This window comes from Poritiphilus flavus (assembly GCF_009901585.1).
GTDB classification, from domain to species: Bacteria; Bacteroidota; Bacteroidia; order Flavobacteriales; family Flavobacteriaceae; genus Poritiphilus; species Poritiphilus flavus.
The window spans coordinates 444,320-464,073 of sequence record NZ_WXYO01000002.1; the positions used below are offsets into that span (position 1 = coordinate 444,320).

11 protein-coding genes are annotated in these 19,754 nt (G+C 41.9%); 7 read left to right on the forward strand and 4 right to left on the reverse strand.

Annotated elements, in window-relative coordinates; genetic code table 11:
* The 3 genes from GTQ38_RS05445 to GTQ38_RS05455 all read left to right on the forward strand — a co-directional run bounded on the left by GTQ38_RS05445 (window position 1) and on the right by GTQ38_RS05455 (window position 4,380).
* Window positions 1-1,692 (forward strand): IPT/TIG domain-containing protein, encoded by a 1,692-nt coding sequence (locus GTQ38_RS05445; RefSeq protein WP_161434464.1) that lies wholly within the window; start codon window positions 1-3, stop codon window positions 1,690-1,692.
* Window positions 1,679-3,022 (forward strand): hypothetical protein, encoded by a 1,344-nt coding sequence (locus tag GTQ38_RS05450; protein WP_161434465.1) that lies wholly within the window; start codon window positions 1,679-1,681, stop codon window positions 3,020-3,022. The genes GTQ38_RS05445 and GTQ38_RS05450 overlap by 14 nt, the downstream gene beginning before the upstream one ends.
* Window positions 3,023-3,168: 146 nt before the next feature.
* Window positions 3,169-4,380: a DUF763 domain-containing protein gene (locus GTQ38_RS05455; RefSeq protein ID WP_161434466.1), complete on the forward strand. Its 1,212-nt coding sequence runs from the start codon at window positions 3,169-3,171 to the stop codon at window positions 4,378-4,380.
* A gap of 201 nt (window positions 4,381-4,581) precedes the next feature.
* Here GTQ38_RS05455 and GTQ38_RS05460 read toward each other — a convergent pair whose 3' ends face one another.
* The gene (locus GTQ38_RS05460) at window positions 4,582-11,163 is read right to left on the reverse strand and encodes an alpha-2-macroglobulin family protein (RefSeq protein ID WP_161434467.1); all 6,582 of its coding nucleotides are present in this window, start codon (window positions 11,161-11,163) and stop codon (window positions 4,582-4,584) included.
* A gap of 750 nt (window positions 11,164-11,913) precedes the next feature.
* On the opposite strand from GTQ38_RS05460, the gene GTQ38_RS05465 reads away from it, so the two are divergent.
* Both GTQ38_RS05465 and GTQ38_RS05470 read left to right on the forward strand, forming a co-directional pair.
* Window positions 11,914-12,390 (forward strand): (2Fe-2S)-binding protein, encoded by a 477-nt coding sequence (locus tag GTQ38_RS05465; RefSeq protein WP_161434468.1) that lies wholly within the window; start codon window positions 11,914-11,916, stop codon window positions 12,388-12,390.
* Window positions 12,387-14,600 carry a xanthine dehydrogenase family protein molybdopterin-binding subunit gene (locus tag GTQ38_RS05470; RefSeq protein WP_161434469.1) on the forward strand — a complete coding sequence of 738 codons (2,214 nt, stop codon included), beginning with the start codon at window positions 12,387-12,389 and terminating at the stop codon, window positions 14,598-14,600. The genes GTQ38_RS05465 and GTQ38_RS05470 overlap by 4 nt, the downstream gene beginning before the upstream one ends.
* A 42-nt stretch (window positions 14,601-14,642) precedes the next feature.
* Here GTQ38_RS05470 and GTQ38_RS05475 read toward each other — a convergent pair whose 3' ends face one another.
* From GTQ38_RS05475 to GTQ38_RS05485, 3 genes are all read right to left on the reverse strand, one after another.
* Window positions 14,643-15,146: a DUF4199 domain-containing protein gene (locus GTQ38_RS05475; RefSeq protein ID WP_161434470.1), complete on the reverse strand. Its 504-nt coding sequence runs from the start codon at window positions 15,144-15,146 to the stop codon at window positions 14,643-14,645.
* 157 nt (window positions 15,147-15,303) lie between these two features.
* The gene (locus GTQ38_RS05480; protein ID WP_161434471.1) at window positions 15,304-15,699 is read right to left on the reverse strand and encodes a helix-turn-helix transcriptional regulator; all 396 of its coding nucleotides are present in this window, start codon (window positions 15,697-15,699) and stop codon (window positions 15,304-15,306) included.
* Between the two features lie 415 nt (window positions 15,700-16,114).
* Entirely contained in the window at window positions 16,115-16,828 is a 714-nt protein-coding gene (locus GTQ38_RS05485) for a ribonuclease activity regulator RraA (protein WP_161434472.1), read from the reverse strand.
* Window positions 16,829-17,095: 267 nt separating this feature from the next.
* Between GTQ38_RS05485 and GTQ38_RS21175 the strand changes: the two genes are divergently transcribed.
* A complete protein-coding gene (locus GTQ38_RS21175; protein WP_161434473.1) occupies window positions 17,096-19,150 on the forward strand; it encodes a polysaccharide lyase family 7 protein in 2,055 nt (684 codons plus the stop codon).
* 55 nt (window positions 19,151-19,205) lie between these two features.
* Window positions 19,206-19,553, forward strand: a complete 348-nt coding sequence (locus GTQ38_RS05495; RefSeq protein ID WP_161434474.1) for a cupin domain-containing protein — start codon at window positions 19,206-19,208, stop codon at window positions 19,551-19,553.
* The last annotated feature ends 201 nt before the right edge of the window (window positions 19,554-19,754 follow it).

A 19,754-nucleotide genomic window follows, 5' to 3' on the forward strand; every position in this document is an offset into this window, starting at 1 on the left:
ATGAAAATAATTGAAGTTAGATCGATGAAACGTCTTAGTATTTTACTTTTTTCAGTTGTATTTATTACCGGGATTAGTTGTAACAAAGACGGGACCGATGATAATACAGGGCCGGTATTCAGTTCTTTACCCAGAGCGGTCATGGGGGAGGAAATAGAAATTGACGGTGAGGGGTTTGAATTGGGCAGGCTTCAGGTGTTTTTTGACAATGAAGAATCTGCGGTAAACTACGTTACTAACAAGAAAATTAAGGTCGTGGTACCGCGAACACTGGAAAGATATAACCCTACTGTTCGTATCGTAGATCTCAACACCAATGAGAATGTGCTTGAAGAAACATTCCTGCTTAGGACTCCAGTCGTTTCTGGTTTCAGCAGTGCTGAAATATCCTTTCAGGAAACTTTAAAGATCCAGGGTGAGAATTTTGATAGCAACGAGGACTTTGTGCAGGTTGAGGTAAATGGTGAAAGGGCCGATGTGCTTAGGGCCAATCACAACGAAATTGATATTTATTTACCTACCGCAATATTTAAAAGCGATCTTGAAGTGAAGGTGACCGCACAGCTACAGGAGGTAGTATCTGAAGTGCCATTGCAATTGAAGGAACCGGAAATTCTAACTTCCTCAGAAAGCTTTTGGACAGGAGGGGAACTGGTCCTTACCGGAATGAACTTTAATCCTGATATGAATATAGGTAAGGTATTTGTTGACGATAAGGAGACCACCATTTCAAGAGCAAGCAAGGACGAGTTGACCATAAGGATTCCGGTAGGACCTTACGAGGACTTTGTCGCCAATAAGGTTGTGTATCAAATGGGCGGACATGAAGTATCCCTGGATATTCAATATGAAATACTTAATAATTCCATCGTGGTAGATACTAACCCGGGCATAAATGGTACCAAGCCGGTTGTTTATGCGGGTAAGGCCTATGCTTATTTTCAAGGAGACGAGGTTGACTTTGGTTATAAAAATAACCTCTACCAGTTTTCTGCAGATGACCAAAAATGGGAGATCGTAGAGGGGACGGAATTTGAAGGCTATTTGGAAAGCCTGACCTCCAATGAGAAGGGTTTTTTATATGTATATAGTACGGTTGCTGACAATACCCGGATCTTAAAAAAGATCAATCTGGCAGATTTTTCGGCAGAAGAGATCCAACTACCATTTAATGACAATAGATACGGTAGTGTAATGTTCTACTTCCAGGATACTTTTTATATGATCAATGGTAAATCTTATGACGGCAATACAACAAGCAATGTGGCCACCAGCTATCAGTATGACGAGCTTTCAGAAACTTGGTCTGAATTGTCCTCAGGCCCCATTTGGGAGCATTTCAAGTTTTATAGCACAGGTCTGAGCGGTATTTTTCATTTTGATGGTATAATGCATTACAACTATTCACCACAATCCGGTGTTACCAAGGGCTATCGCTTAAATCCAGACTTAACACTGGATGATGATTCGGCACGCTTCTATTTTCAATACCAGGGGGCCATAATTAACCAATACTTCTACTACGGTGGATTTGGTAATTATTTGAATGATAAACCGGGCATTGAACACCATCTGGGGTCAGCCTGGGAGATAGGTAATTTCTTTGTTTTAAACGACAACATATATTTCCGGAAAGGGTCGGACGACTATACCCGCAAGCTAAAAAAAGAGATACTAAATGAAATTTTATAAGGTTTTATTTGTCGCTTCCCTGCTGATCCTCACCGGATGCTCCTTGGACGACGAAGCAGATTCCACTCCTCCGGAACTTACCATAACTGGCTTTAATACAAGTAAAGAGGAGGTCGAGCTTGTTTGGGAACTGTCAAAAGGCGCTGATATTATCATTGAAGATCTTTTGGTATACCGTGAAACCTTTACAGATAATTCGGGCAGGACCTTTTTTGAACTGATCGAAAGCCTGCCTTCATCGGCTAAGAATTACAAAGATCTTAACGTTCCTTACCTGCCAAAGATCAGCTATGTAGTAAAAGTGAATTATCGCTTAAATACGGACGATCTTAGTCAGACTACCCTTATAGAAAGTGAGCCACAGGTCTTTTCAAGAGTATTTCCTGAATTTGATCAGGTACCTTTTCAGGTTTCCAGAGATCCGGCAGACAACAACATTTATCATATTCTGGACAGATCGGGAACGGCACAACTCGCTCGCTATGACGGTTCTTTTAACAGGATCATTCAGAGGCACGAACTAAGCCAGAATTTTGAGTACTATGACAAGTTTATCTTTTCGGGGAATAAAATAGTGACCGGAGACCTTACCGGAACCATTTCTTTCATAGACAAGGACACCTACAATGTGGATACACAATACACGGCAGAACTCATAGACGATTTTGAAACTTTCGGAATTGTAGGGGATCGCCTCTATTTCGTTGATGACTTCTCCTTTGACTATATTGATCTGACTTCCGGAGAAACATTGAAATTTGGGTTAGGTCAGGGATTCAAATATTTCGAAGTCCTTGAGAATGGAACACTGCTCACCTTAGGTTCGGGGCCTCATACCTCCGGTGCCTCTATCTACGAATTTGGTCCGGATCTGGACCCGGTTACCGGCTGGGACTTTTCGCTAACCCGTACTGAAAGTACCTTTCCTGACCAGAATTTAGATGGGAATGACATTGACGAGTTTATAGTAAGCTGGAATAATGACAGAAGCCAATTCGTGACCGGGATAGAAGGAAGGTTTTTTAATATTGCGGATCTGTCTCCCGGGCCTGTGCTCCAAAATGTTACCGGTAAGAACTATCTGAGCTTTTTGTTCCATCAGAATGGGGATATCTATGCCTCTGTACAGAAAGAAAGAATGATACACGTTTTTGATGGGCAGACCTTTGAATTAAAACAAGAGATCCCAACCAAATTATATCCCATATTTCCAATGCTTACCGATAATGGCTTGTCTTGTATAGGTGCCTATGAGCAAATAGAATATTGGGGATATGACTATGGCTACGGTTCTGGTTTCAATTCAAAATGCGCGCTTGAAACCTTCTAAGCTTTGGAGCTCTAGACAATCGTCGGTATAATAGCATGTCCTTGAAGTAACCTGGGCCAGGTTGCCCAATCTACCAGAATGTTAACTTTTTTGTACAAAATCATTAGTTTTGGAAATATTCCATATATTTGGTAATAATCCAAAATATGGAACGTTCAGGAACCGCAGATCTGTTATTGCATGGGGGAGCAGTACCGCCCTGGCTCTTTAATCGTATGAAACAATTGGCATTGCCCATAGTTGAAGCGATAATAGAAAACAACGGCCGGGATGATTTTTTAGAACGCCTGTCCAACCCTTTTTGGTTTCAGAGCTTCGGGACGGTCATCGGAATGGACTGGAATTCCTCAGGCGTTACCACCACAGTGCTGAAAGTCTTGAAACAATCCTTAAATCCGGTTTCAAAACGCCTGGGCATTTATGTCTGTGGAGGCAAAGGCAAACAATCCCTCCAGACTCCAAAAGAATTGCTTGGCGTTGGGGATAGGACAGGTCTGGACGGTGATCACCTGGCCCAATGTAGTAAGCTAAGTGCTAAAGTAGATAATACAGCATTGCAGGATGGGTTCAATCTTTATATTCACAGTTTTGTAGTTTCGGAAACCGGAAAATGGTCTGTCGTTCAACAAGGCATGCACCATTCTAACGGCATGGCACGACGCTACCACTGGCATTCCGATCAACTGAAGTCCTTTGTACAGGAACCACACACGGCAGTTTGCGGCAGAAACCAGGGTGCTATCCTGAATTTAGTGCATAGGAAAGCAGCATCCACTCAGAAGGGGATATTGGACATTGTAAGGGAAAATCCCGATCGCATCTTAAAAGAAGTACCGCACCTTTTGGTACCTGTTTATCATCATATTGAGCCCAAAGATGTTGATATGAAACGGCTTGGAAGCGTACTGTGGTTAGCCCAGGAAAGTGAGACCGGGAATTTTAAGGATCTACTCTTATTAAAAGGCCTGGGTCCGAGAACCCTGCAATCCCTGACCTTAGTAAGCGAGATCATTAACGGCACCCCTTCTCGTTTTGAAGACCCTGCGCGTTTCGCTTTTGCCCATGGGGGCAAAGATGCCACCCCCTTTCCAGTACCGCTAAAGGTTTATGATAAGACCATAAACACCCTGAGAGACGCCGTGCAAAGAGCTAAAATAGGCCGTACAGATAAACTTAAGGCCATTAAAAGTTTGAGTACTTTGGCCCAAAAGGCCGAAAAGAACTTTACCCCTAATTCCAATTTCCATGCCCTGGTGAGAAAAGAAAATGAGGAGTCTTATAAATACGGCGGCAGAAGTGTCTTTGGCTTTGCCCGTCCACCAGGCCCCAGGCAGCTTAGTTTGTTTGAGCAGGATTGAAGTTCAAGTATACGCCTAAGTTCAAGCTCAGGTTTAAGTTTAAGCCTGGCAAAGAAGATACTATAAACTACACCGGACAACATTCAATTTTGTTTTACCGAAAGACATAATTAAGATCGCGAAGCATCATTTTAAGGACGGATTGCTACTTGATCAAAAATATTCATCGTTCTTGGCTCGCTTTCTAAATAGCGTAAGGACTTATTCAATGGTTAGCCTTTCCCCTTTAGAATTCCCGGAAAATTCAGGAGCATACATACTTTGCAAAGTGGATACGCCTGTGGAAAAATTACCACCGTTATTGGCTCTCAGGTCGTATTCAAGAACATATGTGCCTTTAGGGAGATTATCAAAGAAAAAATGTGTTGCCACATCCTTAGTGGATTGATAATACCCCAAACCATCTTGCCATTTATAAGTGGAAATCACGTCCAGGGGCTCCAGACCGGATGCTCTCAGATCTTTTAGGTGGACAAATTCCAGATCTTCCTTAGAACTTATTTCCAATCTTACCGTAATAAGATCACCAAGACCTAAGCCTGATCCTTCATTTATGGGAATAAGCCGGTCTCCCTCCAGGGATTTTTCCTTTAGGAATAATCTTTTACTGATCGTTAAGGGACCATTTTTGGAGTCCTGCAGTCTGTCCAAGTCCTCAAAATATTGCCAGTACACCCCCCCAAATCCTGATACCTTGCTTTTATTCTGAATTTTGATAGTGGCCATCTCATCAGTTATTTCATCTTCAGACCAGTTAATTTTCATATAACCTGTACCTGCTTCTTTTTTGGTAGGTTCTAATTTCTTAGTCTGAATTTTTTGATTTCCTATTGAGATCACGGTATTTTCGGATACCGAGAGCCAGTCGCTGCCTTGTAAGAGTAATGCGTAAATTGCTTCTGTAGTGGCTTTGGTGGTATTCCACTGATGGGTTCGTTTATTTTTTAACAACCATAATTTAAGACCATCTATAGTTTTCTTATCAGCGCCAATTTCAGTAAAAGCTTCAATTAACAGCGCCTGGGTTTCAATCGGAGCCTGAAACCAATACCAACCAGCCGTATTTTCCTTCCAATAGATCCCATTTTCTTCACTTTGTACGGCCTGTTCCTCCAAACCATCCATAATCTTTTTTGAGTCCTCCTTATTGCCATATCTGGCCAAAATGAGTGAAATCATAGCCTTGTTATAAAGTGATTTGGCTAGCCAATTTTCTTTACAGAGTTTAAGGTATTTTATATGGATAGTTTTTAGCTCTTTGCTTAGGGGGTGACTCTCCAAAAAGAAACTTCTGGAATAGAGGTAATGAATATCGCTGTTTGTCAAAGTAATTTTGGTGGAGCGTAAAGTGTTCTTAAGGGCTTTTTGATGCCTTTTGATAAACTCCTGATCCAGATATTTTAAAGCCTTGTCAATAATGGTTTTGGATTTTTGTTCATTTTCACTTTGGATATTCATCTTGTTTAAATGGCCAAAACCCGCTACAATATGTCTGGTGATAAAACTATTCGCTCTGCCTCCGGCAAACCAGGGAAACACTCCTGATGCCAGCTGAAGTTCCCTTAGTTTAACTAAGGCTTGCAGCTGTTGGTCAGCTACAGCGTTTTTCTCAAAAAGCTTCCCAAGTCTTGCCTGGTTTTCAATTTCATTTTTGGAATCTCTTACCCAAGGCGTTTCAGCAATCAAAATAGATTGTAATTCTTCGTTTTTTTCTAAAGTACTTGCTTTATGCCCGGAGTTAGCCCAACTCTGGAAAACTTCAGCTATTTTAGGATTACTCTTCATTATGTGCTCTGCAACGGCATTCGCATATAATCTGGAAAAGGTCTGTTCTGCACAAGCATGAGGAAATTCTATAAGATACGGCAAGGACCTTATGGCGAGCCATGCCGGATTTGAGGTGTATTCCAATGTAAAGCGGTGATGTCTGAGCGAATTGGAATTCTGGGTTTTTAGTTTTTCTAAAACAACCTCTTTAGTATTATTGGGTAATACCCATACCGGTTTGGATTCAGTGATTAAAATTCTATTTGACAAAACAGGAATGATCACACTTTCACCATCGCTCTTATTTCCGGATTTTGCTAAAACCTTAAACTGAACTGCATTGATATTTTCCGGGATATAAAACTTCCAGGATACATTTAGATCATTGTTGGGGGCAATAGAGAAGTTTTGGCTTTGGTCACTATTAAAAACTCCTGCATCCAGGTGTTCCATGGTTACGGGATCAAATAGCTGCAAAATAGCTGTTCCGGTTTGTGGATCGGAAGTTAGGTTGCTGATTTTGGCGGAAAACACAAGGCTGTCCTTTTCTCGGAGAAAACGCGGATAATTTGGAACGATACTTAGGTCCTTTTGTGTGATTGCCGTTTTGGCCAAACTTCCCAGTTCTAAATCCTTAGTATGGGCTAGCATCATGAAATGCCATTTGGTCAATGCCTGAGGTGAGTTGAAATTAATGTTGATAGTCCCGTTAGAATCAGTTCTTAAACTGGGAAGGAAAAAGGCCGTCTCTTTCAAGTTGGTCCTGGTTTCAACCTGTAGCGCTTTCTCTAGTCCTTTCTTGGTGGTTAGGATCACTACACCGTTTGCTCCCCGGGAACCGTAAATGGCTGTTGCGGCAGAATCCTTTAAAACAGAGATATCTTCAATGTCTGATGTTTGTAGGATTATTTCGTTAAGTTCGCCATCAGCAAAATCTACAATTACACCATCTATAATAAAAAGCGGCCTGTTTTTGGAGTTTAAAGAAGATATTCCTCGTATTACGACCTCCGTCCCTGAGCCAGCACTTCCAGCGGTATGAGTTATTTGCACTCCGGCAGCTTTTCCGGATAGCTTGTTTTCAATGTCATTTCTTACACTGACTGCATTGGCATACACGGCAGCGGTCAGATCTTGCTTTCGGACCACTCCATAACCGGTAATAACAACCTCGTCAAGAGCCTGAGCATCTTCAGTTAGTACCATGTTCACCGCTGCAGATGGAGGAACCGGAGCCATATCATTCAAGAAGCCTAAATAACTGAAGATAAGTTCTGAGCCTATCGGGGCATTTATGGAATAATATCCATCAAAATCAGTCTGAGTACCAAGAGTTGTTCCATTGACCATGACGTTCACACCGGGTAAGGGAATCCCATCGGGATCCGTTACAATACCGCTTATATTACCTTCTGCCCTGGGAGGTTCATAGGTTTTGTTCTTGAGCTTTTGAAGATATCGATTATTGTCACTTTTAGTGCTGCCGAAATCAAGTCCAAACCAGTTAAGCTGATGATAGTTTTTAAGAAAAGAAAGTACGTTAGTCCTAAGTGCATAGTTGAATTTTCTAAAGTTGGTAGTTCTAAAGGAATTTCTATCTTCAATTCTGGGAGCATACGGACTATAATAGTTTGCCCATTCTAATTGTTGGTTCCATTCATGTTTCCTGAACTGATCCAGGGAAGCGTCATACATGCTTGCCAACACCTCGGCTTCTGCATGTTGGTTGTCAGAATTAGTTATTTTGAAACTCCAGGTTTCATTTGAGTCCGGTACAAGTTTATTTCTAAAACTTATAGTTTCAATAGACAACCCTTTGGTCACTTGAGGAAAGTCAACCGCAAACTGTTTGGAATAAAAACTGTTGAATTTGACAAAATAGGCATTGAATACCATTTGGTCCTTATAGTGTTCCCTGACTGGAATTTTTATGGAAGATATCCCTTTTTTGATGTCAATCTCCTCCTTATAAACCTCTTTGTCATTGCAATATCCCTCGAGGAAAAACTTTACCTCTTCAGCAGCGGTACTGAACTGAAGATGTACAAATCCATCGCGTTTATATGCGCTATTTATTATTTTATAGTCAAAAAGCTGAGTGCTTGGAATTGAGGATTCATTTGTATCATATACATCAAACCTTCTTTCAACTTTTACCGTATCCTTTAAATTATCGATCGCACTTAGTACCATGGTATAGGCACCTATTTGCCATTGCTTCATGTCGCCCAATGCTATTTTGTCCTCCCCATTCGTTTGCATTTGTTTTTTTAAAACCATTTCTCCCTTGGGCCAATGCTGTTTGAGGTCTAAGCTATCATAGGGCTCATTAGGGAAGAGCCTTCTATATTCTGATTTTTCGATAATATGGGCTTCTACTAAACTCCAGGGTTTTTTACGAAACACGGTAGTGGGTTCTCTTAATTTGAATATTTGTATCTCAACGAGAGCCGGAATTGGTTGGTGGTTTAAGTTTTGGGTCTTAATGCCAGCGCTGTTTGTCTCGTTCCTGTTTAACGCTGAGGCAATTTTAAGCCTGGCCTCAAGGTTGTGATAGCCTACTCGGACGACCGTCTCAGCGGACCTTGTTTCTCCATTGATATCTGTGACTTCCGCGTTAACGCTATAAGTGTAGATTGGCTTATGATTTGGGGTAATGGTAGAATCCGGAACGGATAAAAACGGAATCTTAAAATCTCCCTTCTCTGTGGTTTTGATTTCGCCCTGGGCAACTACACGAGGTTTACCCTGGTAGTATAAACTACCTCTCAGAGAAGTTGTATTGCGTTCAACGGTGTATTTTACAGTTGCATTTTTAATAGCGGTTCCTAATAAGGCTTCTGCATTACCATTCACCAGTACAGAATCCCCCACCAAAAGATTTTCTTTTACCTCTTCAAAGGTAACTTCAAAACGAGGTCGCTTATATTCTTCAACTGAGAAACTGACTTCTGCCATTTCGAAATCGTCGATTTTGTACCAATACGGATCCTCATTATCTTCTTCGGTGCCGTAATCTTCGTCCATTTCTATTGTGAATTCCCCTGTTAAGGTATTTCGAGGTATTTCGTACTGACCGTGAACTGAACCATATTCGTTCGTTCTTAATCGTATTTCCTTGAGTTCTTCGTAGTTCGTATCATATACCATTAGCGTAACCCAAACATTTGGGACCACCTTGGTTTTCCCTTTCTTTGTTTCAGTGACTATTCCTTTAAAATAAAGTGTTTGCCCGGGCCGGTAGATGCTCCTATCCAGAAATAGTGACATTTTTGCCATGTGATTATCCTCGTAATAATCATAGCCATTTTTTGCACCCAGCCAAAGGCCCTGATTTGCGATGCTGTCATTTCCTTTGGTTACGGATGCCTTTAGATTATAGGATTCCTTTTTTTGTCTTTTAACCGAAAAAGTGCCTTTAGCATCTGTTTCTCCCACCTGTAGATAATCCTTGTCATCCCTGAGGGTAATTTTAGCGCCAGAAATTGGATTTCCATTTGACCTATGGAGTAATTTGAGATTTAAGCGCTGATCAGTCAGTGAAGATAGCAGTACAAGGTTGGTAACCTGTGCTTTTTCATAAGCGTAGATTTCATTGAGAGTCTTGGGGGCCTCCAGGCTGGATGCAACTATTAAGTAGGCTCCTTCAGATAGTTCTGGAAAGTCTATTTCAGTACTATGGCTATAAAAGTCTTTCCGCTGTTGAAGATTATAGAACATCGAGGCCGCGGCTTTCTTCGAGGAAATTACATCCAGGGCAAGGCTATCATGCTGATAATAATAGGCACCCTCCATGAACGCGTTTGGAACGGAGTAAATCGATATGTATAGAGAATCTATATTCTTAAAGCTTACCCTACCTAAAAATGGCTTATTGGGTACTATGTTTTTCTCAATTTCAATATCCAGCTCCTGTCTTTCTATTTTATTCGTTAGAATTTTACATAAAAGCCCTCCATCCGAATTTGGATATTTATCAATGACCTCTTTGCATATATTATGGGCTTTTATTCGAAGTTCGGCGGATTGAGGGTTGCTTTTGGCATTAGAGATATTACTGGCCTTAAACAGCTGTTCGGCGATTTCGTAGGCTATGACTCCTGAAATCGGGTGGCCGTCATAGTTTTCGAGCAGTAGTTCTAATCTATTTAAATACAGTTGGTCTTTATCTCCCAAAGAAGATTGATCCCTCGAGAATTTTAGTCTTTGAATAACAACATCAATATATGCGGTGGTGTCCTGGTTTTTATGAAAAGACTCCAGACGTTGATACAGCTTTAGCGCCTTTTGATTTGAAAAAACGCTATCAACTGTAACGAAAGGTTCTTCAACAAACTTCTCTGTGGATTCAAAGATCACAGGATCAGTTAGAAAGAAGCGTTCACTCGGTCTGTTTACATACCAGCGGTCAATTTTATGGAAGGTCAATGCTCTGTGCATCAAGAAATCGTAAAGCGTTGGCCTGTATTTTTTAGAAGTATTACTTTCAGTGAGAATTGCCTTGAATTTTTCAATGGATATATCCTTTAGCCTATTGGAATGCTGTAAAGCCTCTTGGTGCTGATCTGCTATGAAGGTTACCAGGGTATTGAGGTCCCACTTTTCAAAATCATCGGTTTGGTCACTGTTTAAGGTCTCAGTCCTGGTGCTTATTTTATAGCGATTATGCGCCAGGTACTGCTCAAAAAATCCGGCATAGACAGATTTAAGAAGAGCATCTGTTGGAAATTCGGAAGCCTTTATTTGTTCTTGAATTTCTTTAACGATGCTTTTTTGGGCATTCTCTTCCAATAACAGAGCAAACTTGGATTTGTAGATAAAGCTCTTTACAATTTGGTCACTGTCATTGCTCCTATCGCTTTTTTGCAGGATCTTATCTACTACCTCGGAGGCGCTTTTGAACTTTCCCTCCAGTTCAAATTGTTCGACTTCCTTCCAAAGTTTTTCGTATTTGGTTTGGGCGTAAACACACTGGAATCCCAGGGCGAGTAGCATAAGGAGTATTGCTTTTTTCATATCGGTTGATTTTCCCCCTAAGTACCAAAGTTATGTGCTAAAGCTCAAGTACCAATGAGTAAACTGGTCATATTGTTTAGGGAAACGAAAATGCGACAACTTTCATTATCGCATTCTGGAACTTCTTATTGAGAGCGAAAATCTCTTTCAATTGGTTTACCATACCACCGTTTCCGGAGACAATGATCTCGCCGATCTTATCAGCGATTTTTTCAACCTATTATTCCATCTCCTTCAACTTGAAGAGCTCTTGTTTTTGGCTTTGCGCGTCCAACTGGCCGAGGCGGCTAAGTTTGTTTGAGCAGGATTGAGGTTCAAGTTTAAGTTCAAGGACACGTGTAAGTTTAAATTCAAACTTTGAATTGAAAGTGACTTTCGATGCCTAAGAGCCACAGAACCGAAAGACTAGCTCATTTCCAATTTTGGTACAATTGTTTCAAAAAAAGAAGGTATGCCGCAGCATTAGCACACCTGCTTATTTAGTTCACCAAAATCATTAGACGGAAAAGAAAATAATCGCTACCGAATCTATTGGTAGCACTTTTTGAACCTTATGTACCTAAAAATTGCTTCTTCGTCATTTTAGCAAATGACCCATGGCTTCAATCCCCTAATATTACAAGGAATCTGATCATCTGGTTTTGAGGATACACAATGAGGTTGCTGAACCCGGGAACGACCTTAATGCAACTCATTAAAGCATAATTGTCCCAGCCGGACGCAAGCATTCTAAAAGAGAAAATACTAAATATGGCCACAATACGACTCCTGGTGAATGGAACTTCCTATGAAAAAGAAATGGACCCTGGCATACCACTGCTTTGGGCATTAAGAGATATCCTGGGGCTGACAGGTACAAAATTCGGCTGTGGTATTGCCCAATGCGGGGCCTGCACGGTACTTATTGAAGGTAAGGCGGTGCGATCTTGCAGTATTACATCAGAATCGGCAACAGGCAAAGATATCCAAACCATAGAAGGGGTGGAGGCCACTCCTTACCGCTCATTACAACAAGCCTGGATTGAGGAGCAAGTGCCGCAATGCGGTTATTGTCAAAGTGGCCAAATCATGAATGCCATTGGGCTTTTAAAGAGCAATCCACAACCTACGGATGAGGAGATACTCAGTGCTATGGCGGGCAATATCTGTAGATGCGGTACATATCCCAGGATCTTGAAAGCGATAAAATCCATTCTGGATAATCCTTCCAAATCCAATAACATATGAAAACGATGAATTCCAGGCGCGATTTTTTAAAAACAACAACACTGGCAGGTGGTGGGTTGGTATTAGGACTGAACTTCTTGCAGAGCTGCGTAAGCGAAGTGGTCAGTATGCCTGCCCATGTAATACCCCTGGTCGGATTGCAAAATGGGTTTGAAGCCGAAGGGGCGTTTCCCATTACAGACTTTCTGCAAATCCGCCCAGATGGCAGTGTTTTCTTAAGTTTAACCAAGTATGAAATGGGCCAGGGGGTAAGTACCGGGCTTACTTCCATCCTGGCCGAAGAACTGGAGGCCGATTGGGAAAAGATCAACGTCAGGTACATCAAATCCTCGGTAAGTAAATCGGACGCCACCGGAGGGAGCACCAGTACCTTACAACACTGGGACCTGCTTAGAAAAGCAGGAGCATATGCAAAGCAGCTGTTGATTGAAGCGGCTGCCAGGGAATGGTCAGTGTTTAAAGATGAATGCTATGCAGAGAAAAACTACGTTTATCAGCATGGCAGTGATGTAAGACTGGAATATGGGCAGTTGGCGGGTAAGGTAGTGGTACCGGTTAATTACAGAGAACTATTTGAAACTGTACCCTTAAAATATCGATCCAAATTCAAATTGATAGGAAGGAGCCTGAAGAGCAAAATAGTGCCGGATATCGTGGTGGGAAGACATCCCTATGCCATTGACCTTCGATTGCCGGATATGAAATACGCCGCAGTGCTCCGCTGCCCGGTGTTCAAGGGCAGGCTGCTAAGTTTTGATGCTTCCGAAGCGCTAAAAATATCCGGAGTAGAAAAGGTGGTAAAGATTGATGGGGTCACTCTGGATCCGGTTTCCCATATAAGGGATGGGGTCGCCGTTATCGCCAATTCCACCTGGGCGGCATTCCAGGGAAAACTTGCAGTGAGGGCTGAATGGGATTTGGGGGACAACGCCAAAGTAGAACATGAAGAATTTGTAGCGGATTGTCTACAGCGACTGGATAGTGACGAAGGCCGTGAGATTCTGCGAATTGGTAGGAAGGTGAAGGAGTCCGAAATGGATGAGGTCATCTCATATACTTATGAGTTTCCTTATCAGCATCATGCATGTATGGAACCCCTGAACGCTACCTCGCACTTTAAGGGGGAGTCCTGTGAAATGTGGGTGGGAACTCAGTCTGCAGATAAAATCGCGGCCAATATTGAAAAACATCTTGGGATCAGAAAAGAAAATATCAAGATCAACTGTTATCCCAGCGGAGGAGGTTTTGGCCTGCGCTATTCTTCTGAATACGCGCTGGAGTCTATGCTGGTATCCAAAGCAGCAGGTGGTGATTTGGTCAAGATGTGTTACAGCAGAGAGGATGACATTAAGTTCGATTATCTGAATCCTTTTGAGCTCAACAGACATACAATGGGTATCCAGAACGGTAAAGCCGTATCCTGGGATTTCAAAAATGTCATGGCCAATTGGGGTGGGAATCTGGGTTGGATGTACTACAATATCCCAAACCGTTCCGCAACACAGGTAACGGTTGATGGTTTTACCCACGTAGGGGCCTGGCGTTCGGTTATGGCCAATGCCGAAGGCTTTTCCACTGAATGTTTTATCGACGAGGTCGCCCATAAACTGAACAGGGATCCCCTTGAATTTCGACTTAGTCTGCTTCCCAGAGGTAATATGGTGGATTTTAATCATAGCTATCAATGCAATATCAATAGGCTTCGGGGCGCTTTGGAACTAGTGGCCAGAAAGGCGAAATGGGGTAAACAGATGCCCGAAAGGCATGGCCAGGGTGTTGCGGTTTATCCTTATATGCACGGTAATGGCTATGGGGCGGTAGTGGCAGAGGTTTCTGCCGTAAACAATGAAATTAAGGTGAACAAGATCACCGCCTCTATTGACTGCGGTCTGGTGATAAATCCGGATCAGGTCCGGCAACAAATGGAAGGAGGTATTATCTGGGCCCTGTCTGCGATATTATACGGAGGAACAGAATACGTTAACGGCGTGGTGCAACGCAGTAATTTTCACGACAATCCGGTACTTCGGATCAATGAGATCCCAGAAATTGACGTACATGTCTGTGAAAACGATGAAAGCCAACCCTGGGGCGTAGGGGAAATAGGCGGACCTCCCTGTTATGCGGCTGTATGCAATGCCATTTTTGCGGCAACCGGCAGAAGAATAAGGAAGTTACCCATCTCCAAAACCCTTTCAGCCAATATTTGATTTTCCTGCATCAAGACAATCCGCCTTTCTGAAGATCTACCATTACGATTCTAAAGGCCTACCTTCTTTTTTTAAGAGCAGAGCACTGATAAGGTTCACAACCGCCCCAATGAGAAAGACCATAAAGAACATTACAATACCCTGAAACCAGGGGGTATAGGCAAATTCAGGCATTTGTGCCAGTTGTTCATTAAAGGCCGCGAGCTCCGCAGGGCTGAGGTCTTGCCTTTGCCATGCGATAAACTCTTCTCTCTGAAAAGCAAAAAACAGCATACTGTGAATTGCCATAACCAGAGCTGCAATTCCGGTAATTCCCATTCCAATAAGAAAGGCCTGGCCAAAACTAACCGCACCTTTGTTTAGCTTATCCCGAAAATAGCGTACCCCAAAAGGAATACACAAAAGCGATAGGGTAATGGATATATAGCCAAGGGCCTGGGAGGCACTAACCCCGATAGATTGAGCCACCATCAGCCAATTAAGTGTTCCCAGGATGCTGGAGATCAATCCACCTGCAATTCCATATTTTAAGATGTATCCTTTCATGGCTTAATGTTTAAATGATGAATGCTCAAATCTAGAGGTATTGGAATTCTCAGCTGTCCTACCAAAGTAGGATTTCATGCTTTACAGGGAAAATCATCCTAAAGTAGGATGCATGGACACCCAACATTATAATGCCTGGATTTTTAAGGTATCTCAGCTATAAGATTTCAAGGTCTCTCCCTATTTTGATCGCCTCAGTTCTCCTTTTGGCGTCTAGTTTGACCAATATTTTGGATACATGTGACTTGACCGTAGTTTCAGCGATAAAAAGCCTTTCGCCAATCTCTTTGTTCGAAAGTCCGTTGGACATTAACTGAAGTACCCGTAATTCCTGAACACTTAAACTGGATTTGCGAAGTATGCGTTTACTGTTTTCTCTCTTTACAAAAAAGTACCTGCTGATGATCACCCCAAGAAGTAAAAACAAGGTGCCGGAAATAATAAGATACAGATTTTCGGACCCGCCCAGGGCGAAGAGTGACCAATGCTCCAGTTGAAACAGCAGCAGTATTACCACACATAAAGCCCCAAATATTAAAATGGTCTTTCTCATTTTTCGCTCTGATCACTTTTTATGAAGTCGGTCTATTGATTGTCTTTGGTCTTACCAAAAATGAACAACAACCCAAGATAATTAAATTTTGCGGCTGCCCATAATCCGGTAAATGTGGGGTAAAGAAATCTTTCGGAAATCGTAATACATCTAAGTAAGGTGAACTTTAATAAGGGTTTTTCATGTATACATGACCGTATAAAAGAAACGTCTGTACCTTTTGGCATAACGTTGTAGCCAATGCGAGAATCTATCGTAAAAAAACTCGATTTTGGTGTAGCCAAGCGTTATGTTGATTTTAATCACCATAACCAAATTTACAATAATTTTACAATTAATTTACATTATATTTACAAATATTAATTAATTACTGAACTCATATATACTAGATTCTCTCTTGATATCTATTAACCGATTATTTCAATTTCCTTTTCCTCCATTGCTCAAACTCCATCATTAGTTTTTCATTCGTAAGGGGATAGAGACCAATTATTGACGTTCCTCCCTGGACCTTTTCCGACACAAATTCTTCGAACAAGGTCATCTGCAGGCATTCCTCGGCTACTTCATCGGCTATCTCGGAGGGTACTACTATTACCCCATCATCATCGCCGATAACAAAATCACCTGGGAACACGGCCACATCACCACAACCAATGGGCTCATTTATCGCAATGGCCTGATGAAGCGTCAAATTCGTGGGTGCTGAAGGTCTTTGGTGGAAGGCCGGGAAATCCAACTCAGCAATCTCAGCCGAATCCCGAAAAGAACCATCGGTTACCATTCCCGTTACACCTCGTTTCATAAGTCGGGTTGCCAATATGGAACCCGCAGACGCGGCCCTGGCATCCTTTCGGCTGTCTATGACCAATACATGAGCTTCAGGGCATTCCTCAATAGCTATGCGCTGAAGGTGCTTAGGGTCTTTGAAAACCTCAATAGGATTTAAGTCCTCCCTGGCGGGAATGTATCTTAAGGTATAGGCCTGCCCCACCATAGTGGGTTTCCCGGGTTTAAGGGGCCTGACCTCCTGGATAAACTGATTCTTTAGGCCTCTTTTAAACAGACAGGTTGCAACGGTGGCAGTACTTGCCTGTCTCAGTTTTTCTATGGTTATTTTATGTTCCATGATTTGTGAATTCCATGCTTATCTCAAGACTTTTTATGTTAAAAATTTGTCAGTGTGACAAATATATGTAATTTTGGTAAACCAATCTGGTTAACCAATTGTGATAAACAAGTATTTCTCTCCATTCTGTGGTTTGATTTTACTAAATACCGGATAAATAAATCATTCCCTGGAAGCACTGATTTCTATGGTTGAAGCCAATTCCAAAGCTGATAAAAGCTGGGCATAGTACTGTTATTACTTTAATTGAAATCAACACAATATATCATGGACTTTAAAATATCTGAATCAAAAACTGCCCTTTACTCATTAATGGTAGGCTTTATCTTGCTATTGAATTGCTGTGCTGATACTGTTAAAAAACAGAACCTCACAAAAAACGCTGAAAAGGGAGTCAAAGAAAAAAGTCCGAACGACATTATACCTTTTTTCCAACATTGGAATTTAATACTGGGTGACGGTAGCAATGCGGGCCAGGCGACTAACTATACAAATAAGCAGTTCTTTTATACCGCCAGCGATCAAAAAGCGGATTGGGTAGTATTCAAAACTCCAAACTCCGGGAATACCCACGGCACTTCTAATAATACAAGAACTGAACTGGCTCAATTGAAGAAGTGGTCCCCAATGACCGAAGCCAAAATGAATGCCACTCTTAAAGTAATGAATGTTGCCAGTACTGGCGATGCTCGCGTCGCGGCAACCTATTCCGTAGTGGTTGGTCAGATCCATAGCGCAGACGGTCACGAGAACGAACCTCTGAAAATATTCTACAAAAAATTTCCTGGTCACAACAAAGGTTCAGTTTTTTGGAATTACGAGATCAATACCGCTGGTGATGATAATTCAGGAAGATGGGATTATTCCTATCCGGTATGGGGCCATGACTTTTCTGTTGTTGGGAGTGATGAGAACTCCTATCCCCCCGAACCTGAAGATGGGATTACCTTAGGAGAAGAATTCGGTTATGAAGTGGAAGTTAAGAAGGGGATTATGTATCTGACATTTACCAGTGAAGGACACGAAACCAAAACATTTACCAAAGATCTTGTTAACTCGGAATACACAGAACGCCTAAGCATCCCGGAACAGGTCAAAAATTTATTTGTGCCTATAGGTCAGGATGGAGTAGAACGTAAGAATGCCTATGCAGATGAAGGTCTCTTTTTTAAGTTGGGATCGTACAACCAAACGAACGGAAAAGACCCAAAAGTAAATCGGGTCTGGTGTTCCGGAGCTGAGACCCATGGAGGGGATATTGCAAAACAATATGCAGATGGTAATTATGCCGAAGTCTGGTTCAAATCCGCAAATATTACTTTCAGTGAGGAAGCCATTTCCAATGCAGGTTATTTTCAGGCTAACGACGGCCTAAGTACAAAAACAGTTTACCCCAGTGAGGTGATTCCTTTTATGGATAAGTTTAAAATGTTGATGGGTGATGGAACCAATGTGGAAGATCTGATTGATTTTGAACATAAGGATTTTTTCTATACTGTAATTGATGGAACCAGACGCTGGGTGGTCTATAAAACACCAAATTCCGGTGTTACTTCAAAAAACTCCAGCAACACGAGAACAGAACTACACGAAAAAAGGGAATGGACCCCCGAGCAAGGAGGTAATTTAACCGGCAGCTGCAAAGTTATGCAGGTCTCCGTTTCCGGTGATGCCAGGGTTGCAGCCTCTTATTCGGTGGTAGTTGGGCAGATCCATAGCGGTGAAGGTCATGAAAATGAACCCTTAAAAATATTTTACAAGAAGTTTCCAGGCCACAGCAAAGGATCCGTTTTCTGGAATTATGAGATCAATACCGCAGGCAATAACTCCAAAAGGTGGGATTATTCCAGTGCGGTATGGGGATACGATATGTCTGTTATAGGAACAGCTAAGGATGATTATCCGCCAGAACCCACAGATGGCATAGCGTTAGGAGAAGAATTCAGCTACGAAGTAAATGTCTATAAGGGCATCATGTACCTCACTTTTATGAGTGATAATCACGAAACCAAAACATTTACTAAAGATCTAATCTCATCCGAATACACAAAAAAGTCAGACCTGCCGGCACAGGTAAGGAAATTATTTGCCCCTATAGGACAGGATGGTACGGAGCGGCCTACGGCTTATAAAGGGGAATTAAATTATTTCAAACAAGGCGCTTATAATCAAACCAATGGAAAAGACCCCGAAACAAATATGGTTTGGTGTGCCGGGGCAGAAACCTATGGAGGTGATATAGCTAAGCAATACGAAAATGGCTGTTATACGGAAGTGTGGTTTAGAGAAGCCACTGTGGGTCCGGGTATGCCGCCGGAATAGATCCAATTGTAACGAAAAAGGACTACATTTTATAACTATTTAAGAGAAATACAATATGAAAACATTTGGAGCGAGCAAAGAATTTATAAAAGGAGAGGACCTGGAATGGGAAGTGGTAGGAGAAGGTCTGAAAAGAAAAATAATGGGTTATGATGATAAGATCATGCTGGTAAAAGTTCATTTTGAGGTGGGTGCAGTTGGGCAAATGCACGAACACTATCACTCTCAGGTAACCTATGTGGAAAGCGGCAGCTTTGATGTGACCATTGACGGGGAAACCCAAACCTTAAAAGGCGGCGACTCCTTCTATATACCGCCACATGCCATGCACGGAGCTATATGTACGGAAGCCGGGATCTTAATTGACGTTTTTAGCCCTATCCGGGAGGATTTCATGGTCTAAAAGTGTTAAAATGAGAGAAATACTTTTTTTAACCCAAAAATAACATATATTTGGTAAACCAAATTGGTTAACCAGTTTGGACAACCAAAAAAACCACAACGTATGAAAACATAAACAACAAAAAAGGATAGGTGCACGCCTATCCTTTTGTAGATATCACTTCTTTGGAGGGAAGTAATACATAAACAAATACACTTTACA

Coding starts and splice junctions, on each gene's coding strand:
- GTQ38_RS05470 (WP_161434469.1), top strand. CDS start 12,387: ATGAAAACGATGAATTCCAGGCGCGATTTTTTAAAAACAACAACACTG.
- GTQ38_RS05475 (WP_161434470.1), bottom strand. CDS start 15,146: ATGAAAGGATACATCTTAAAATATGGAATTGCAGGTGGATTGATCTCC.
- GTQ38_RS05460 (WP_161434467.1), bottom strand. CDS start 11,163: ATGAAAAAAGCAATACTCCTTATGCTACTCGCCCTGGGATTCCAGTGT.
- GTQ38_RS05495 (WP_161434474.1), top strand. CDS start 19,206: ATGAAAACATTTGGAGCGAGCAAAGAATTTATAAAAGGAGAGGACCTG.
- GTQ38_RS05465 (WP_161434468.1), top strand. CDS start 11,914: ATGGCCACAATACGACTCCTGGTGAATGGAACTTCCTATGAAAAAGAA.
- GTQ38_RS05450 (WP_161434465.1), top strand. CDS start 1,679: ATGAAATTTTATAAGGTTTTATTTGTCGCTTCCCTGCTGATCCTCACC.
- GTQ38_RS05445 (WP_161434464.1), top strand. CDS start 1: ATGAAAATAATTGAAGTTAGATCGATGAAACGTCTTAGTATTTTACTT.
- GTQ38_RS05455 (WP_161434466.1), top strand. CDS start 3,169: ATGGAACGTTCAGGAACCGCAGATCTGTTATTGCATGGGGGAGCAGTA.
- GTQ38_RS05480 (WP_161434471.1), bottom strand. CDS start 15,699: ATGAGAAAGACCATTTTAATATTTGGGGCTTTATGTGTGGTAATACTG.
- GTQ38_RS21175 (WP_161434473.1), top strand. CDS start 17,096: ATGGACTTTAAAATATCTGAATCAAAAACTGCCCTTTACTCATTAATG.
- GTQ38_RS05485 (WP_161434472.1), bottom strand. CDS start 16,828: ATGGAACATAAAATAACCATAGAAAAACTGAGACAGGCAAGTACTGCC.